Annotated in this window: 11 protein-coding genes; 3 read left to right on the top strand and 8 right to left on the bottom strand. The window is 70.3% G+C overall.

Going from position 1 to position 17694, the window contains the following annotated elements:
* Window positions 1–46: 46 nt before the first annotated feature.
* Window positions 47–1603 (top strand): MFS transporter, encoded by a 1557-nt coding sequence (locus OP79_RS16840; RefSeq protein WP_033321181.1) that lies wholly within the window; start codon window positions 47–49, stop codon window positions 1601–1603.
* Window positions 1604–1756: 153 nt separating this feature from the next.
* Here OP79_RS16840 and serA read toward each other — a convergent pair whose 3' ends face one another.
* The 6 genes from serA to OP79_RS16810 form a co-directional block, all read right to left on the bottom strand.
* Window positions 1757–3358: a phosphoglycerate dehydrogenase gene (gene serA / locus OP79_RS16835; protein ID WP_033321036.1), complete on the bottom strand. Its 1602-nt coding sequence runs from the start codon at window positions 3356–3358 to the stop codon at window positions 1757–1759.
* Window positions 3359–3608: 250 nt separating this feature from the next.
* Entirely contained in the window at window positions 3609–4610 is a 1002-nt protein-coding gene (ilvC, locus tag OP79_RS16830) for a ketol-acid reductoisomerase (RefSeq protein WP_033321035.1), read from the bottom strand.
* A 131-nt stretch (window positions 4611–4741) separates the two neighbouring features.
* Window positions 4742–5269: an acetolactate synthase small subunit gene (ilvN, locus tag OP79_RS16825; protein ID WP_033321034.1), complete on the bottom strand. Its 528-nt coding sequence runs from the start codon at window positions 5267–5269 to the stop codon at window positions 4742–4744.
* 20 nt (window positions 5270–5289) lie between these two features.
* The gene (locus OP79_RS16820) at window positions 5290–7170 is read right to left on the bottom strand and encodes an acetolactate synthase large subunit (RefSeq protein ID WP_033321033.1); all 1881 of its coding nucleotides are present in this window, start codon (window positions 7168–7170) and stop codon (window positions 5290–5292) included.
* Between the two features lie 228 nt (window positions 7171–7398).
* The gene (locus OP79_RS16815; RefSeq protein ID WP_051744711.1) at window positions 7399–10383 is read right to left on the bottom strand and encodes a putative bifunctional diguanylate cyclase/phosphodiesterase; all 2985 of its coding nucleotides are present in this window, start codon (window positions 10381–10383) and stop codon (window positions 7399–7401) included.
* Between the two features lie 411 nt (window positions 10384–10794).
* Window positions 10795–11736 carry a 2-hydroxyacid dehydrogenase gene (locus OP79_RS16810; RefSeq protein WP_078491835.1) on the bottom strand — a complete coding sequence of 314 codons (942 nt, stop codon included), beginning with the start codon at window positions 11734–11736 and terminating at the stop codon, window positions 10795–10797.
* Window positions 11737–11810: 74 nt separating this feature from the next.
* On the opposite strand from OP79_RS16810, the gene OP79_RS16805 reads away from it, so the two are divergent.
* Both OP79_RS16805 and OP79_RS16800 read left to right on the top strand, forming a co-directional pair.
* Window positions 11811–12821: an aldo/keto reductase gene (locus OP79_RS16805; protein WP_033321030.1), complete on the top strand. Its 1011-nt coding sequence runs from the start codon at window positions 11811–11813 to the stop codon at window positions 12819–12821.
* 171 nt (window positions 12822–12992) lie between these two features.
* Window positions 12993–14192: a PQQ-dependent sugar dehydrogenase gene (locus OP79_RS16800; protein ID WP_078491834.1), complete on the top strand. Its 1200-nt coding sequence runs from the start codon at window positions 12993–12995 to the stop codon at window positions 14190–14192.
* A gap of 23 nt (window positions 14193–14215) precedes the next feature.
* On the opposite strand, the gene OP79_RS16795 is transcribed toward OP79_RS16800, so the two are convergent.
* Both OP79_RS16795 and OP79_RS16790 read right to left on the bottom strand, forming a co-directional pair.
* Window positions 14216–14410 (bottom strand): DUF6191 domain-containing protein, encoded by a 195-nt coding sequence (locus tag OP79_RS16795; protein WP_033321028.1) that lies wholly within the window; start codon window positions 14408–14410, stop codon window positions 14216–14218.
* Between the two features lie 39 nt (window positions 14411–14449).
* On the bottom strand, window positions 14450–17566 hold the full coding sequence (locus OP79_RS16790) for a helix-turn-helix transcriptional regulator (RefSeq protein ID WP_033321027.1): 3117 nt from the start codon (window positions 17564–17566) through the stop codon (window positions 14450–14452).
* Window positions 17567–17694 lie beyond the last annotated feature (128 nt).

The following is a 17694-nucleotide window of genomic DNA, read 5'->3' as shown; positions in this document are numbered from 1 at the left end:
ACAATCGTTCTAGACAAACGTTTAAGACGCTCGTACATTGCTCGGCATGACGAATCCGACGAGCACGACCACCGACCCCGCGCCCCTTGCCGGCCGCCGCGAATGGTTCGCGACCGGTGTCCTGATGCTGCCGCTGCTCCTGGTCGGGATGGACGTCTCCGTCCTCTACTTCGCGATCCCGGACATCAGCGCCGACCTGGAGCCGTCCGGCACCCAGCAGCTGTGGATCTTCGACATGTACGCCTTCGTGCTCGCCGGACTGCTGATGACGATGGGCTCGCTGGGCGACCACATCGGCCGTCGCAGGCTGCTCCTGATCGGCGCGGCGGCCTTCGGCGCGGCCTCGCTGGTGGCGGCCTACGCGAACAGTGCCGAGACGCTGATCGCGGCCCGTGCGGTGCTCGGCATCGGCGGGGCGACTCTGATGCCGTCGACGATGGCGCTCATCCGCACGATGTTCACGGACCAGGCCCAGCGCGCCAAGGCGATCGGCCTGTGGTCGGGCGTCATGACGGCCGGCATCGCACTCGGCTCGGTGATGAGCGGCTTCCTCGTCCAGCACTTCTGGTGGGGCTCGGTCTTCTTGGTGAACCTGCCCGCGATGGTGCTGCTGCTGATCCTCGGCCCGATTCTGCTCCCCGAGTCCAGGAACCCGGCGCCGGGCCGCTTCGACCTGCTGAGCGTGCCGCTGTCCATGGCCGCCGTCCTGCCGGTGATCTACGGCCTCAAGGAGATCTCCTCGGAGGGCTGGAACGTCCGCTACGTCATCTCGGTGACCGTCGGCCTGCTCTTCGCCGCCCTCTTCGTCCACCGACAGCGCACCATCGCCTCCCCGATGATCTCGCCCACCCTCTTCCGCGGCCGCGGCTTCGCCCCCGCCGTCTCGCTGAACCTGCTCTCCATGTTCGCGATGATGGGCTCGGCGTACTTCACCACGCAGTACCTCCAGTCGGTCCTCGGCAAGAGCTCCATGGAGGCCGCGCTGTGGGGGCTGCTGCCCAGCACAGCGGTCGGGATCGCCGCGCCGGTCGCCGCGCAGCTGGTGCAGCGGGGGGTGAACCGTGCGCACGTCGTCGCCGGGGGCTTCGTGGTCGCCGCCTGCGGTTACGGGATGCTGACCGTCTCCGGTACGGACTCGATGTGGCTGGTGCTGGGCGGGGCCGCGGTCATCGCCTCCGGGATCGTCGTCGTGATGTCCCAGATGATGGACCTGGCGCTGAGCACAGTACCGGTGGAGAAGGCCGGCACCGCCTCCTCGGTCCTGGAGACCGGCGCGGAGTTCGGAGGGGCGCTGGGCATGGCGGCTCTCGGCTCCATCGGCACCGCGGTGTACCGCGACGGGATCCCGGCCTCGGCTCCGGGCCCGGCCCACGAGACGCTCGGCGGCGCACTCGCCGTGGCCCGGCAACTACCAGGCCGCACGGGCGAAGCCCTCGTAACAGCGGCCCGCGAGGCCTTCACCGACGGAATGCAGGCGGCTGCGATCGCCGCGACGGTGCTCCTGCTGGGGGCGGCGGTCCTGGCATCGGTGACACTGCGGCGAGTACGGGTCCGCGAGACGAAGGCCACGGAGTGCGAGTGCGATAAGGCTGCCCTCGTCTGACGACGGCCCTCTGAGGGCGGCCCCACACAAAAACGCCGGGCGGGCTGGAAATCCAGCCCGCCCGGCACCTTCAAGCCCGTCCGGCGTTTGAGGACGAGGCCGTTCAGGCCGATACGGGGGTCTGGGGGCGGAGCCCCCAGGTGGCGGACAACCTCACACGAGGTTGACCGACCGAGCCGACGTCGCGCCGATCTCCTCGGCCAGCTCATTGAGCACGTTCTGCGGAACCGTGTCGTCCACCGTCAGGATCGCCAGTGCCTCGCCACCCAGGTCCGTACGAGCGACCTGCATGCCGGCGATGTTGATGCCGGCCTCGCCGAGGATCCGGCCGAGGGTGCCGACGACGCCCGGGCGGTCGACGTACTTGAAGACGACCATGTGGTCCGCGAGGGCGAGATCCACGTCGTACTCACCCACCGCGACGATCTTCTGGTGGTGCTTCGGTCCGGCCAGCGTGCCGGAGACCGACACCGCCTCGCCGTCGCCGAGCGTGCCGCGCACCGTCACCACATTGCGGTGGTCCGGCGACTCCGAGCTGGTGGTCAGCCGCACCTCGACGCCCCGCTCCTGCGCGAACAGCGGAGCGTTGACGTACGACACGGTCTCGTCGACGACATCCTCGAACACGCCCTTCAGAGCGGAGAGTTCGAGGACCTTGACGTCGTGCTGGGTGATCTCGCCGTACACCTCGACGTCGAGGCGGGCCGCGACCTCGCCCGCGAGGGCGGTGAAGATGCGGCCGAGGTTCTCGGCGAGCGGCAGACCCGGCTTGACGTCCTCGGCGATGACGCCGCCCTGGACGTTCACCGCGTCCGGGACGAGCTCACCGGCGAGCGCGAGCCGCACGGAACGGGCGACCGCGATGCCCGCCTTCTCCTGCGCCTCGTCCGTGGACGCCCCGAGGTGCGGGGTGCAGACGACCTGGTCGAACTGGAAGAGCGGGGAGTCCGTGCAGGGCTCCTTCGCGTACACGTCGAGGCCGGCGCCCGCGACGCGGCCCTCCTTGAGCGCCGAGTACAGCGCCTCCTCGTCGACGATCCCGCCACGCGCGGCGTTCACGATCCGCACCGACGGCTTGACCTTGTGCAGCGCGTCGTGGCCGATGAGGCCGAGGGTCTCAGGGGTCTTGGGCAGGTGCACGGTGATGAAGTCCGAGACCTCGAGCAGCTCGTCGAGGGAGAGGACCTTCACGCCCATCTGCGCGGCCCGCGCGGGCTGCACATACGGGTCGTACGCCACGACCTTCATGCCGAAGGCCGACATGCGCTGTGCGACGAGGGCGCCGATGCGGCCGAGGCCGACGACACCGAGGGTCTTCTCGGCGAGCTCGACGCCCGTGTACTTGGAGCGCTTCCACTCGCCGTTCTTGAGCGCCGTGTTGGCCTGCGGAATGTGGCGCGCGGTGGCCAGGAGCAGGCCGCAGGCGAGCTCGGCGGCCGTGACGATGTTGGAGGTCGGCGCGTTGACGACCATCACGCCGGCCTTGGTGGCGGACGAGACGTCGACGTTGTCCAGGCCGACGCCGGCTCGTGCGACGACCTTGAGCTTGCCGGCGGCCGCGATGGCCTCGGCGTCGACCTTGGTGGCGGAGCGGATCAGGATCGCGTCGACCTCGGCGATGGCGGGGAGCAGTTCGGCTCGGTCCGCTCCGTTGCAGTGCCGGATCTCGAAGTCCGGGCCCAAGGCGTCGACGGTCGCGGGCGACAGTTCTTCAGCGATGAGTACGACCGGTTTGCCGTTGGCAGCAGTGCTCACGTGAGTCCTCACAAGTCCAATGCGGACGGCCGTCCCGACGGCCGCATGCGGTGGAGGGATTGCCGCGTGGAAGACGCACGACGCTGTGGGCCCGACGCGTATGTAGTGCAGCAGTCTAGTGCCGCGCGGGAGGACGTCCTGCGCCTCCGCGGAAGGATCACCCGTCCGTGGCTGCGCGCCGCGGACGAGCGGTTACCGGAGGTTCGGCGAAGGGGCCGCAGCAAGTCGCTGCGGCCCCCGTGCCTACGGCTTACGCCTCGTCGTCATTGACCCAGCTCATCAGCTTGCGCAGCTCTTTGCCAGTGGTCTCCAGGAGGTGGTTCTCGTCCTGGGTCTTGTACTCGTTGTACTTCTTCAGACCGCCGTGGTACTCGGCCATCCACTCGCGGGCGAAGGAGCCGTCCTGGATCTCGGCGAGGACCTTCTTCATCTCGGCCTTGGTGGCATCCGTGATGATCCGCGGGCCGGTGACGTAGTCGCCCCACTCGGCGGTCTCGGAGATCGACCAGCGCATCTTGTCCAGGCCGCCCTCGTACATGAGGTCCACGATCAGCTTCAGCTCGTGCAGGCACTCGAAGTACGCGATCTCCGGCTGGTAGCCGGCCTCGGTCAGCGTCTCGAAACCGGCCTTGACCAGCGCGGCCGTACCACCGCACAGGACGACCTGCTCACCGAACAGGTCGGTCTCGGTCTCCTCGGTGAAGGTCGTCTTGATGACGCCGGCGCGGGTGCCGCCGATGCCCTTGGCGTACGAGAGGGCCAGCTCGAAGGCGCTGCCGGTGGCGTCCTGCTCGACGGCCGCGATACACGGAACGCCGCGGCCCTCCTCGTACTGGCGGCGCACGAGGTGACCCGGGCCCTTGGGGGCGACCATGCAGACGTCGACGTTCGCCGGGGGCTTGATGAAGTCGAAGCGGATGTTCAGGCCGTGGCCGAAGAACAGCGCGTCGCCGTCCTTGAGGTTGTCCTTGATGGACTCCTCGTAGACCTGCGCCTGGATCGGATCCGGCACCAGGATCATGATGACGTCGGCCTCGGTGGCGGCCTCCGACGGGGTCACCACGCGCAGCCCCTGCTCCTCGGCCTTCGCCTTGGACTTGGAGCCCTCGTGCAGACCGACGCGGACGTCGACACCCGAGTCGCGCAGCGACAGCGCGTGGGCGTGGCCCTGGCTGCCGTAGCCGATGACCGCGACCTTGCGGCCCTGGATGATGGACAGGTCGGCGTCAGCGTCGTAGAACAGCTCGGCCACTTTGGGTTCTCTCCTCGGGAGTACAGGTGTTGCGTCCCACCGTATGACGGTGAGGGGAAGGGAAGTTTCCGGGTCTCGGAATACGGGCGGCAGGCCCCCCTGTTTGGGGGCGCGACCGCCCGTATCAAGAATTACGCGGAACGATCCAGCGCACGCAGCGACCGGTCCGTGATCGAACGCGCGCCGCGGCCGATCGCGATGGTGCCGGACTGGACGAGTTCCTTGATGCCGAAGGGTTCCAGCATCTTGAGCATGGCCTCCAGCTTGTCGCTGGAGCCGGTGGCCTCGATGGTGACGGCCTCCGGGGAGACGTCCACGGTCTTGGCGCGGAACAGCTGGACGATCTCGACGATCTGGGAGCGGGTCTCGTTGTCGGCGCGGACCTTCACCAGAACGAGTTCCCGCTGAACGGCCGAGCCCTGCTCGAGTTCGACGATCTTCAGGACGTTGACGAGCTTGTTGAGCTGCTTCGTCACCTGTTCGAGCGGCAGGTCCTCGATCACGTTCACCACGATGGTGATACGGGAGATCTCGGGGTGCTCGGTGACTCCGACGGCGAGCGAGTCGATGTTGAAGCCGCGGCGGGAGAACAGGGCGGTGATCCGGGCGAGGACACCTGGCTTGTTCTCGACCAGGACGGAGAGCGTGTGCTTGGACATTTCTGTGTGGTCTCTCTCGCTCAGTCGTCTTCGTTGTCGCCGAAGTCGGGGCGGACGTCCCGGGCGGCCATGATCGTGTCGTTCGAGGTGCCGGCGGCGACCATCGGCCAGACCATCGCGTCCTCGTGGACGATGAAGTCGACGACGACCGGGCGGTCGTTGATGGAGTTCGCCTCTTCGATGACCTTGTCCAGGTCGTCCAGGGACTCACAGCGGATCGCGTGGCAGCCCATGGCCTCCGACAGCTTCACGAAGTCGGGGACGCGGGTGCCCGCGCTCGGCGCCGCGGGGGAGCCGCTGTTGGATCCCACGCTGTCCGCCTCGGGGCCGGAGTGCAGCACGGTGTTGGAGTAGCGCTGGTTGTAGAAGAGGGTCTGCCACTGGCGGACCATTCCGAGGGCGCCGTTGTTGATGATGGCGACCTTGATCGGGATGTTGTTCAGGGCGCAGGTGGTGAGTTCCTGATTGGTCATCTGGAAGCAGCCGTCGCCGTCGACAGCCCAGACCGTACGGTCCGGACGCCCCGCCTTGGCTCCCATGGCGGCCGGGACCGCGTAGCCCATCGTTCCGGCGCCGCCGGAGTTGAGCCAGGTCGAGGGCTTCTCGTACTGGATGAAGTGCGCGGCCCACATCTGGTGCTGGCCCACGCCCGCCGCGAAGATCGTCCCCTCCGGGGCGAGTTGACCGATGCGCTCGATGACCTGCTGCGGCGAGAGCGAGCCGTCGTCGGGCTGGTCGTAGCCGAGCGGGTAGTTGTCGCGCCAGCGGCTCAGGTCCTTCCACCAGGCGCTGTAGTCGCCGGTGTTGCCCTCGCTGTGCTCTTTCTGCACGGCCTGGATCAGGTCGGCGATGACCTCGCGGGCGTCCCCGACGATCGGCACGTCGGCGGCGCGGTTCTTGCCGATCTCGGCCGGGTCGATATCGGCGTGGACGATCTTGGCGTACGGGGCGAAGCTGTCCAGCTTGCCGGTGACGCGGTCGTCGAAGCGGGCTCCGAGGGCGACGATCAGGTCGGCCTTCTGCAGCGCGGTGACGGCGGTGACCGAACCGTGCATGCCCGGCATTCCCACGTGCAGCGGGTGGCTGTCGGGGAATGAGCCGAGCGCCATCAGGGTGGTGGTGACGGGCGCTTCGGTGAGTTCTGCGAGGACCTTCAGCTCGGCGGTCGCGCCGGCCTTGATGACGCCGCCGCCGACGTACAGGACGGGCCGCTTGGCGGCGGTGATCAGCTTGGCGGCCTCGCGGATCTGCTTGGCGTGCGGCTTGGTCACCGGGCGGTAGCCGGGCAGGTCGTGGGCGGGCGGCCACTGGAAGGTCGTACGCGCCTGGAGGGCGTCCTTGGCGATGTCGACGAGGACCGGCCCCGGGCGGCCGGTGGCGGCGATGTGGAACGCCTCCGCGATGGTCCGCGGGATGTCCTCGGCCTTGGTGACGAGGAAGTTGTGCTTGGTGATCGGCATCGTGATGCCGACGATGTCCGCCTCCTGGAAGGCGTCCGTGCCGATCGCCTTGGACGCGACCTGGCCGGTGATCGCGACCAGCGGCACCGAGTCCATGTGCGCGTCCGCGATCGGCGTCACCAGGTTGGTCGCGCCGGGCCCGGACGTCGCCATGCAGACGCCGACCTTGCCGGTGGCCTGCGCGTACCCGGTGGCCGCGTGGCCGGCGCCCTGCTCGTGGCGGACCAGCACGTGCCGCACCCGCTTGGAGTCCATCATCGGGTCGTAGGCCGGGAGGATCGCACCGCCGGGAATGCCGAATACCGTCTCGGCCCCGACCTCCTCGAGAGAGCGGATGAGGGACTGCGCACCCGTGACGTGCTCGGGCGCGGACGGCTGCCCTGAGGAACGGGGCCGCGGCTGCGGATGGTGGGCCCCGGTGGCCTGCTCGGTCATCGGCATTCTCTTCTCGATGCTGAGGGTTTTTGCGAAGTTTGTACGAAGTTCGACTGGTGTTGGTGCAACAAAAAACCCCTCGTGCCGTGAGGCAAGCGAGGGGAGCGCGTCGGGTGCGGTCGCTGGGAGTTCCGGATCATCGATCCGGTCGTTCCCAGCTCAGCCGACGCGCTTTCCAAGTACGAGAATTCGGGTGCGCATGGCACAGACCCTCTCCCCGGCATACTGTGCCTGTCAAGTGGGTGGGACGGGAGTCTCATTATGTGAGCGCAGGGCCGTCCCTGTGGCGTACGCCCCCGGAGAGCCGCTGACCGTATAGGCACCGGAGCCTCCACCTGCGTAGACCCCGGCCACCGAGCCACTGACGAGGACCGGCTCGGCCGGGCGACCGGGCACGGGGTAGTGGCCGGAGGCCAGTGCGCGGCGCAGCCGGACCTCGTCGAGCGGTTCGGAGAACGCCATGCCCTGGCCATGGGTGCAGCCCATCTCGCGCAGCGCGGCGACCTGCTCGGGCCGGTCAACTCCGTCGGCCACCGACTGCAGCCCGAGATCACGAGCGATACGGAGCAGCCCACCGGTGATCTTGTGCAGCCGGGCCGACTCGACGACGCCCTCAACCAGAGAGCGGTCGAGCTTCAGTACGTCGACGGGGAGGCGCCGTAGCGCGGTGATAGCCGCGTAGCCGCTGCCGAAGCCGTCCAGGGCGATCCGGACGCCGAGGCGCCTGAGCGCGCTCAGGCGGCGCTCCAACTCGTCGAAGGAGACCCGGGGATCCGTCTCGGCCAGTTCGATGACCAGGGCGCCGGAGGCCACGCCGTGCCGGGTCAGCAGGGCTTCAACGGAGCTGAGGGGCATCGACCGGTCGAGGAGCCGGCCGGCGCTCATCCGGACGGCGACGGGCACACCGAGCCCGGTGGCACCGCGCTCGGCGGCCTGCTCGATGGCCTCCTCCAGCACCCAGCGGCCCAGCTCGGCGGTGCGGTCGCTGTCCTCGGACACGCGCAGGAAGTCGGCGGGCGTGAGCAGCGCGCCCTGGGCCGAGCGCCAGCGCGCCTGCGCGACGACCGTCGCGATCCGGCCGGTGTCGAGACAGACCACCGGCTGGTGCAGCAGCGCGAACTCGCCGTCGTGCAGCGCGGCCCGCAGCCGGGTCGCGAGCTCCGCCTTGCGTACGACGTCCTGCTGCATCTGTGGCGCGTACAGCTCGACGCGGCCCTTGCCCGCCGCCTTGGCGCGATACATCGCCAGGTCGGCGTTGCGCAGCAACTCGCCCGCGCCGAGGCCCGGTTCGGCGAAGGCGACGCCGATGGAGGCGGCCACCCGGACGTCGTTGCCGTCGATGGAGTACGGCTGCGAGAGGGTGACGCGGAGCCGGTCGGCGAGCTCGAAGATATGGCGTTCACGCGCGGTGCGGTCGCGGGTGCCGTCGCCGACGATGAGGGCCGCGAACTCGTCGCCGCCGAGCCGGGCGGCGGTGTCCCCCTGCCGTACGGCGTCCTGGAGTCTGCGGGCGGCCTGGACGAGCAGCTCATCGCCTGCCTGGTGCCCGATCGTGTCGTTCACGGCCTTGAAGCCGTCGAGGTCGATGAAGAGAACGGCGGTGCCGCGGTCGGAGGAGCGGCGGCCGGAGAGCGCCTGCTGGACGCGCTGGGTGAACAGGGCGCGGTTGGGCAGGTCGGTGAGCGGGTCGTGCTCGGCGTTGTGCTGCAACTGGGCCTGCAGGCGCACCCGTTCGGTCACGTCACGGCTGTTGAGGATGAGGCCGCCGTGGTGCCGGTTGACGGTCGACTCGACGTTGAGCCAGCCGCCGTCGCCGGACCTGAAGCGGCACTCGATGCGGGTGGTGGGTTCCTTGCCGGGGCCGGCGGCGAGGAAGCGGCGCACTTCGTGCACCACGCAGCCCAGGTCCTCCGGGTGGATGAGCGAGGCGAGTTCGGTCCCTTCGAGCTCCTCCGCGGGCCGGCCGTAGACTCCGGCGGCGGCCGGGCTGACGTACTGGAGGATGCCGTTCGGCGCGGCGATCATGATGACGTCGCTGGAGCCCTGCACCAGGGAGCGGAAGTGGTTCTCCTTCTGGGCCAGTTCCTGGGTGAGGGTGATGTTGTCGAGCAGCATGATGCCCTGGCGTACGACGAGGGCGAGTACGACCGTGCCACCGGTGATGAGCACCACGCGGTCGACGCTGCGGCCGTTGAGCACGTTGTAGAGAATGCCCAACGTGCAGACGGCCGCGGCCAGATAGGGCGTGAGTGCCGCGAGCGAACCGGCGATGGGCCGGCCCGCCGGATGCCGGCTGAGACCTCCTTCCTGGAGGGGCACCTGGGCCGGTTGTTCCGGCAGGGGTGCCGCTTGTCCCGGTCGGGGCCCCGGCACATAGCCGACCACCACGCGCGTGTGTCCCTCTTCTTCCGTTTCCGCCTGGCCGTTTCGGTGCCCCACCCAGGGGGCGTAGGCGAGCAGCAGCGAACCGGCGAACCAGCCGGCGTCGAGCAACTGGCCCGAGCGGTAGTCGTTGTGCAGCAGCGGTGAGGTGAACAGCGCGTCGCACATCACCGTCAGGGCGAGGGCGCCGATCGCGGTGTTCACCGCGGACCTGTGGACGGGCGATCGCCTGAAGTGCAGCACCAGCACCATGCTGATCAGGGCGATGTCCAGCAGGGGGTACCCCAGCGACAGCGCGGTGTGCGCGACACTCGGCCCCCCGGCCTTGGCCGCCTGGGCGAGCGCGAGGCTCCAGGAGAGCGTGAGCAGCGAGCCGCCGATGAGCCAGGCGTCCAGCGCCAGGCAGATCCAGCCGGACTTGGTCACGGGCCGTTTGGCGAACACGAGCAGTCCCACGATGGCCGGCGGTGCGAAGCACAGGAAGAAGAGGTCGGCGTAACTGGGACTGGGTATCGGGCGGGACAGGACGATCTCGTACCAGCCCCAGAGGAAGTTGCCCGCCGCCGTCATCGCGGAGGAGAGGGCGAACAGCAGCCAGGCGGGCCGAAAGCGGCTGCGGCCGGGCTGGGCGGCGAGGAAGCAGGAGACGGCCGCGGCGGCGGCTGCCGCGCTCAGCCCGAAGTCACCCATGATCAACGCGAGCGTCTGCGAGCCCCAGTTGAACACGCAGCCGATGGTGTACGCCGCGCACACCAGGGCCAGCACCACTTGCGGGACCAGGCTTGTGCCGGAGTCGGCGAGCGGGCGACGGGCCAGCAGCGCCCCCTGGGAACTCACTGTGTCCCTCCGGTCCGTGCCGCCCCCGAGTCCCTCTGGTCCCGGCTTGCCGAAGGAGGTCCTCCCGACCGAGCCGTGCGAAGCCGGTTCGAAGGTGGAGGCGCGTGCCGCCTGCGACCACTGGGCCTGCGGTGGTGAAGGTGGCCGTGGCCGCTTTTGCGTGGTGCGCGCGGGATTTGCCGTCGGCGGCCCCGCCGCTTCGGATCGTTGGTCCATAGGCCGTACATCGCCCGTCGCCCCCCTCACAGTCCACGTCTCGTCCCCGGCGCCGTCCGGTGTGCGGCGCATCCCCTGTCCGGACGATACACCAGTTCCGTCACTCAGGGACATAGTCCCTCTACTCTCCGTGACGACCAGCGGTGATACGTGAACCCACCGCAGTCGGGGGACTGCGGAGGGTGGTCGCAGAGGCTACGCGCCCGTCGTAAGGACCACGTTTCGCATCGGCTCCCGGTTCACAAATCGATGGAACTGGTCCACCAGGAGCCGCTTGGCCCGCGGAAGAAACGCGGATGTCGGACCCCCCACATGCGGACTGATGAGCACGCCCGGCGCATGCCACAACGGGTGTCCCTTGGGCAGCGGTTCGGGATCGGTGACGTCAAGAGCCGCTCGGATCCGGCCGCTTTCCAGCTCGGCGAGCAGCGCCTTCGTGTCGACGACACCGCCGCGGGCGACGTTCACCAGCAGTGCGCCGTCCTTCATCCGCGCCAGGAAGCCGGCGCCCGCCAGGCCCTTCGTCTGCTCGGTGAGGGGGGTGATGAGCACCACGACGTCGGCGTCCGGGAGGAGTTCGGGCAGTGCGGTGATCGGATGCACGGGACCGCGCTCCGTCTCACGTGCGGAGCGCGCGACGCGCGCCACCCGCGCGACCTCGAAGGGCGCGAGCCGGTCCTCGATCGCGGCGCCGACCGAGCCGTATCCGACGATCAGAACGGACTTGTCGGCGAGCGCCGGCCGGAACCCGGACCGCCACTCCTCGCGGTCCTGTCCGCGTACGAAGTCGGGGACGCCCCGCAGTGAGGAGAGGATCAGCGTCAGCGTGAGCTCGGCCGTACTGGCGTCGTGCACCCCGCGCGCGTTGCACAACTGCACGCCCTTGGGGAGCAGTCCGAGGCCCGGCTGGACGTGGTCGATTCCGGCCGACATCGTCTGCACGACCCGTACGGACGTCATTTCGGCCATCGGACGCACCGAGATCTCGCTGCTCTTCATGTAGGGCACGACATAGAACGCGCAGTCGGCGGGGTCGGCGGGAAAGTCCTGCTCACCGTCCCAGAAGCGGTAGTCGAGGCCTTCGGGGAGGCCATCGATGTCGGCTGGGTCGAAGGGGAGCCACACTTCGGAAGTCATGCTCAGGAGGCTAGGCGAAGCATCGACAGACCCAGAGGTTAGTTTTGGGGCTCGGGAAAGGGAGGCACGGCCAGGTGGAGCGCAGGACGATCGGGGCTGCGGCGCTCGAGGTGGGGGCTGTCGGGCTCGGATGCATGCCGATGAGCTGGGCGTACTCGGCTTCGCGGCAGCGGGGCGACGAGTCGCTGCGGACCCTGCACACGGCCCTCGACCGGGGCTCGAGCCTCCTCGACACCGCCGACATGTACGGGCCGTTCACCAATGAGCTGCTGCTGGGCCGGGTACTCAAGGAGCGGCGCCCCGAGGCCTTCGTCTCCACCAAGTGCGGGCTGCTGGTCGGTGAGCAGCACATCGTGGCCAACGGCCGTCCCGGCTATGTGAAACGGGCCTGCGACGCCTCGCTGCGGCGGCTGCAGACGGACGTCATCGACCTGTACCAGCTGCATCGCGCCGACCCCGAGGTGCCCGTCGAGGAGACCTGGGGCGCGATGGCGGAGCTGGTGACGGCGGGGAAGGTACGGGCGCTCGGGCTGTGCGCGGTGGGCGCCCGCTCCGGCCGCCGCTCGGGGGCACGCCTGCACGACGGAACGATCCGGCAGCTGGAGCGGGTGCAGCAGGTCTTCCCGGTGAGCGCCGTGGAGGCCGAGCTGTCGGTCTGGTCGCCGGAGGCACTGGACGGGCTGCTGCCCTGGTGCGAGGCGCGCGGCATCGGTTTCCTGGCCGCGATGCCGCTCGGCAACGGCTTCCTGACCGGCACGCTCACGCCCGGCGAGGGCTTCGAACCCGATGACGTACGCGCCCGGCATCCCCGCTTCACGGCCGAGATGATGGCCGCGAACCAGCCGATCGTGGCCGGTCTGCGCCGTATCGCGCGGCGGCATGGGGAGGAGAGCGGCGAGGAGGTCACTCCGGCGCAGGTGGCGCTCGCGTGGGTGCTCGCGCAGGGGCGGCATGTGGTGCCGGTGCCGGGGGCCAAGCGGGAGCGGTGGGCGGCCGAGAACGCGGGGGCGGCCGGGCTGCGCCTGTCGGCGCGGGATCTCGCGGAGGTGGCGGAGCTGCCTTCGGCTCAGGGGTCGTGGGACTGAGCGGGATGCAGTAGGGGCTCAGACGCACCACCGGCTCGAATGCGCCACAGGCTCACAGCTTGATGAGCGAGGGTGGTTCGAGGGCCGCGTAAGGGTCTCGCCGTAACGCGCGTCCGGATCTCGTCGGACTTCGCGTCCGGAGATCGGGAACCTATGAGGCGGTTGCGGTGTATGAACAGTAGAACCTGCCGCGTCGAAGGGATCCAGATCGTGCAACGTCGAGCTGTGACGGCCGTGTTGGCCGCTGCCGCGCTCCTGCTGACGGCCGGCTGTTCTTCCGGCGACGAGGAGGGGTCGGACGGCGGAGCGAACGCCTCCCCCAGTCGTACGGAGTCGGGGTCCTCGCCCGGGGGGCAGGCGACCGAGGGGGCACCGCCCGCGAAGGGCTCCGTGGAGGTCGTGCGGACCGTCGCCGAGGGGCTGAACACGCCGTGGGGTCTCGCGCCCCTGCCCGAGGGCGGCCTGCTGGTGTCCTCGCGGGACGAGGGGACGATCACGCAGGTCGACACGGAGAGCGGCAAGAAGACCGAGGTGGGCACGGTGCCGGGCGTCGCCGCCGCAGGCGAGGGCGGCCTGATGGGCCTCGCGCTCTCACCGGAGTACGCCTCGGACCACATGGTCTACGCGTACTTCACCTCGGCGTCGGACAACCGCATCGTGCGCATGCTGTACGACGCGGAGAAGCCGGCGGGTGAGCAACTGGGCGCTCCCGACACGGTGTTCAGGGGCATCCCGAAGGGCACGAATCACAACGGCGGGCGGATCGCCTTCGGCCCGGACAAGATGCTCTACGCCGGCACGGGCGAGCGGTACGAAGCCGAGCTGGCCCAGGACAGGAACTCCACGGGCGGCAAGATCCTCCGGCTGACCCCGGATGGCGAGCCGGCTCCGGGCAATCCCTTCGACTCCCCCGTCTACTCCTACGGCCACCGCAATGTGCAGGGCCTGGCCTGGGACTCCGAAAAGCGCCTGTGGGCCTCCGAGTTCGGCCAGCAGACCTGGGACGAGCTGAACCACATCGAGCCGGGCGACAACTACGGCTGGCCGGACGCCGAGGGCAAGTCCGACGACTCCCAGTTCCACGACCCGGTCGCCCAGTGGGGCGTGGCCGAGGCCTCCCCCAGCGGCATCGCCTACGCGGAGGGCTCCATCTGGATGGCGGGCCTGCGCGGCCAGCGCCTGTGGCGCATCCCCCTCAGCGGCACGGAGACGGCGGCCGACCCCCAGGCCTTCCTGGAGGGCGAACACGGCCGCCTGCGCACGGTGGTCCCGGCGGGCGGCAACAAGCTGTGGCTGGTCACCAGCGAAACGGACGGCCGGGGGTCCCCGGAGGACGGGGACGACAAGATTCTTGAGCTGGAGGTGACGTAGGGCGGTTCCGGACGGGCTTGTTCTCAGCCCTCGTCGGGGCCCGGTTCCGCGGGCGTCTGCGCAGGCAGGCGTACGACGACCTTCCCGGACGTGAGGTCTATCGGCCCGCGCCCCGGATCGCCGTCCCCGGTGTCCTCGCGGGTCATCTCCAGCCGGTTGCGCTCGTCTTCGGTGTGCTTGCGGCCGGGTGCGAAGAGCTGCTCGATCATGTTGAACACGGCGCCTCCCTCGGCCCGGGGTTCTTCACAGCGTAAGCGTCACCCTGCCGCTTTGGCAGCGGGTGTCTCCGGCGGGAACAGCCGCAGCCGGTGGGCCAGTGCCGCTGCCTCGCCGCGGCCGGAGACGTTCAGCTTGGCGAGGATGTTGGAGACGTGGACACTGGCCGTTTTCGGGGAGATGAAGAGTTCCTCGGCTATCCGGCGGTTGCTGCGGCCGGCGGCGACCAGGCGCAGGACGTCGCGCTCGCGGCTGGTGAGGCCGAGCGCCTCGGCCGGGTCGGTGGGAGTGAGGGCGGTCCGCTCCGGGGTCCCCGGGGTGCGCGTCAGGGTGAGGCGGGCGCGTTGGGCGAGCAGGGCGACGGACTCGGCGAGGGGGCGGGCGCGGAGGTGGCCGGCGACGGCTCCGGCCAGGCGCAGGAGCTCGGTGGCACGGTCGCGGGCGTCGTCGTCGCCAGGGCCGGAGGCCAGCAGGGACCCGGCTAGGCGGTGGCGGACGCGGGCCAGGTCGTAGGGACGCTCCAGCGGCTCGAAGGCGGTCACGGCGGCGGACCAGTCGTCCGTGGTGTCCCTGCCCTCGGCGCGCAGCAGTTCGGCGCGCACCCAACGCTCGTACGCCCCCCAGAGCGGCACGTTCGTGGCGAGCGGCTTGGCGCTCTCGCGGATGCGCTCGACGTACTCGGTGCGGCCCTGTTCGGCGGCGGGCAGACCGCGGGCGTCGGCCTCCGCGGTGGCGGCGGCGAGCAGCAGCGGCCAGCCGTGGCGCTGGGTGCCGGGTGGGAGGCCGGCCTCCAGCGCGCGGTCGAGTTCGGCGCGGGCGTCGGGGAGGCGGCCCTCGGCCGCGGCGAGAGTGAGGGCGAGCCGGGCCAGCGGCAGGGAGTTCCGCGGCATGGGGTCGTGGGTGCCATACGCGTCGCGGGCGGCGTCCAGGTGGCGACCCGCCTCGGCAAGATTTCCCCGGGCGAGCGCGATGTCGGCCAAGCTCAGGCACGCGCCGCCATGCGGCTTGGCGCTCGGGAGGGCATGCTGAGCGTTCGTCGCGGCCTGACCGGCCTCCTCCCACTGGCCCAGGGAGTAGAGAGAATCCGAGAGGTTGTCCCACACCCAGGACTCCGACTCCAACAGGCCCATTCTCCGGGTGAGTTCAAGACCGTCCCGCAGGATGCCGACAGCCTCCTTGGAGCGGCCGATGTCTTCCAGAGTGGCTGGCAGGTTCACATAACTGCGGCCCACCTCCCGGGCCGCCCCGAGCTCCACCGACTGGCTCCGGACCTCGTACAACTCGGCGAGACCCGCCTCGATGTCCCCCGCTTCGACCATGAGTCCGCCGAGGGTGAGCCGCGCGTTCAGCTCGATCTCACGGGCGCCCACCATGCGCGCGTACTCCACGGCGCGCTCGGCGTCCGTCAGAGCGTCTGGTCCCGGGGTATGGAGCATGGACCAGCCGGCGACCGTCGCCAGGACCTCGGCGTGTACCTCCGAGGGCGGCAGACCTCGCACCAGTTCCTCGGCGGTGCCGAGTTCCTTCCAGCCGTCGCCGCGGCCCAGTGCCTGCACCAGTCGGGAGCGCTGGGTCCAGAACCAGGCGGCGCGCAGGGGCTCGCCCTCGCCCTCCATGAGTTGTAGAGCCCGCTTGGTGATCTTCAGAGCGCGCTCGCGCTCCCCGCAGAGCCGGCCCGCGACGGCCGCCTCGGCCATCAGGTCGAGATAGGTCAGCGGCTTGTTGACCGGGTCGCAACCGCACTGAGGGGTCGGGGCGCAGCCGCAGGGCGGATAGGCCTCGGCGTAGTCGACGGGGCGCAGCTCGGCCCGTACAGCATCGGGGGCGCTGTCCCACAGCTCCATCGCCCGCTCCAGGAGCCGCAGTTGCTCGGAGTGGGCGTGCCGGCGGCGGGCCGCCACGGAGGCGTCGAGGACGGCGGGCAGGGCCTTGGCCGCGTCGTGCGCGTGGTACCAGTAGCTGGCCAGGCGGGCGGCGCGCTCATCGGCGGGTACGAGCGTCGGGTCGGCCTCCAGCGCTTCGGCGTACCGCCGGTTGAGGCGGGAGCGCTCGCCGGGCAGCAGGTCGTCGGCGACGGCCTCGCGCACCAGGGAGTGCCGGAAGCGGTAGCCGTCCCCGTCGGGTGTCGCGAGCAGGAGGTTGGCGCCCACCGCGGCCCGCAGCGCCTCGATGAGATCGTCCTCGGAGAGCTGCGCCACGGCGGCGAGCAGTCCGTACTCGACGGTGGAGCCGCCCTCCGCGACGATCCGGGCGACCCGCTGGGAACTCTCGGGCAGGCTCTCGACGCGGACCAGGAGCAGGTCGCGGAGGGAGTCGGTGAGGCCGGTGCGGCAGCCCTCGCTCGCCGCTACGGCGAGCTCCTCGACGAAGAAGGCGTTCCCGTCGGAGCGTTCGAAGATCTCGTCGACCAGGGTCGGGGTGGGCTCGGAGGCGAGGATTCCGGCGATCTGGCGGCCGACTTCCGCGCGGCTGAAGCGGCCGAGTTCGATACGGCGGACCGTGCGCAGCCGGTCCAGCTCGGCCAGCAGCGGACGCAACGGATGACGGCGGTGGACGTCGTCGGCGCGATAGGTGGCGACGACGACGAGCCGGCCGCTGCGGAGCGTACGGAAGAGGTAGGCGAGGAGGTGGCGGGTCGAGGCGTCGGCCCAGTGCAGGTCTTCCAGGAGGACGACCACCGTGCGCTCGGCGGCGACGCGCTCCAGGAGGCGGACGGTGAGTTCGAAGAGGCGGGCCATGCCCTCCTCGTCGTGCCGCCCCCGCGAGGTGTCGCCCAGCTCGGGCAGCAGCCGGGCCAGCTCCTCCTCCTGCCCGGCCGCGGCGGCGGCCAGCTCGTCGGGCAGTTGGCGGCGCAGGGCGCGCAGGGCGGTGGAGAAGGGGGCGAACGGCAGCCCGTCGGCGCCGATCTCGACACAGCCGCCGAGCGCCACGACAGCGCCCTCGCGGTCGGCCGCGCCGGCGAATTCCTCGATGAGCCGCGTCTTTCCGACGCCCGCCTCACCGCCGACCAGCAACGCCTGTGGCTCTCCCCCAGTGCTGAACGCCTGGGAGGTGCCCCCACCGGCAGCGCGGGCGAGCGCGTCGTTCAGCACGTCCAGCTCGTCGGCGCGACCGACGAAGACCGGACTGACGGACCTGGTCTCCACAACGCCGAGCATCGCACAGGGGTCTGACAACGCGGCAGCGATTTTCGGCGCCCCGCCCGTCCCCGACTGCCCTGCACGGCGCAGTGCCGGGAGTCCCCCCGGGCTCCCGGCACTGCCGGCGCTCGCGGCGCCTTCCCCGG

Source organism: Streptomyces yerevanensis (genome assembly GCF_000716805.1).
GTDB classification, from domain to species: domain Bacteria; phylum Actinomycetota; class Actinomycetes; order Streptomycetales; family Streptomycetaceae; genus Streptomyces; species Streptomyces flaveus.
The sequence above is the reverse complement of the archived record's forward strand: the minus strand, read 5'-3'. Positions and strand labels throughout refer to the sequence as shown.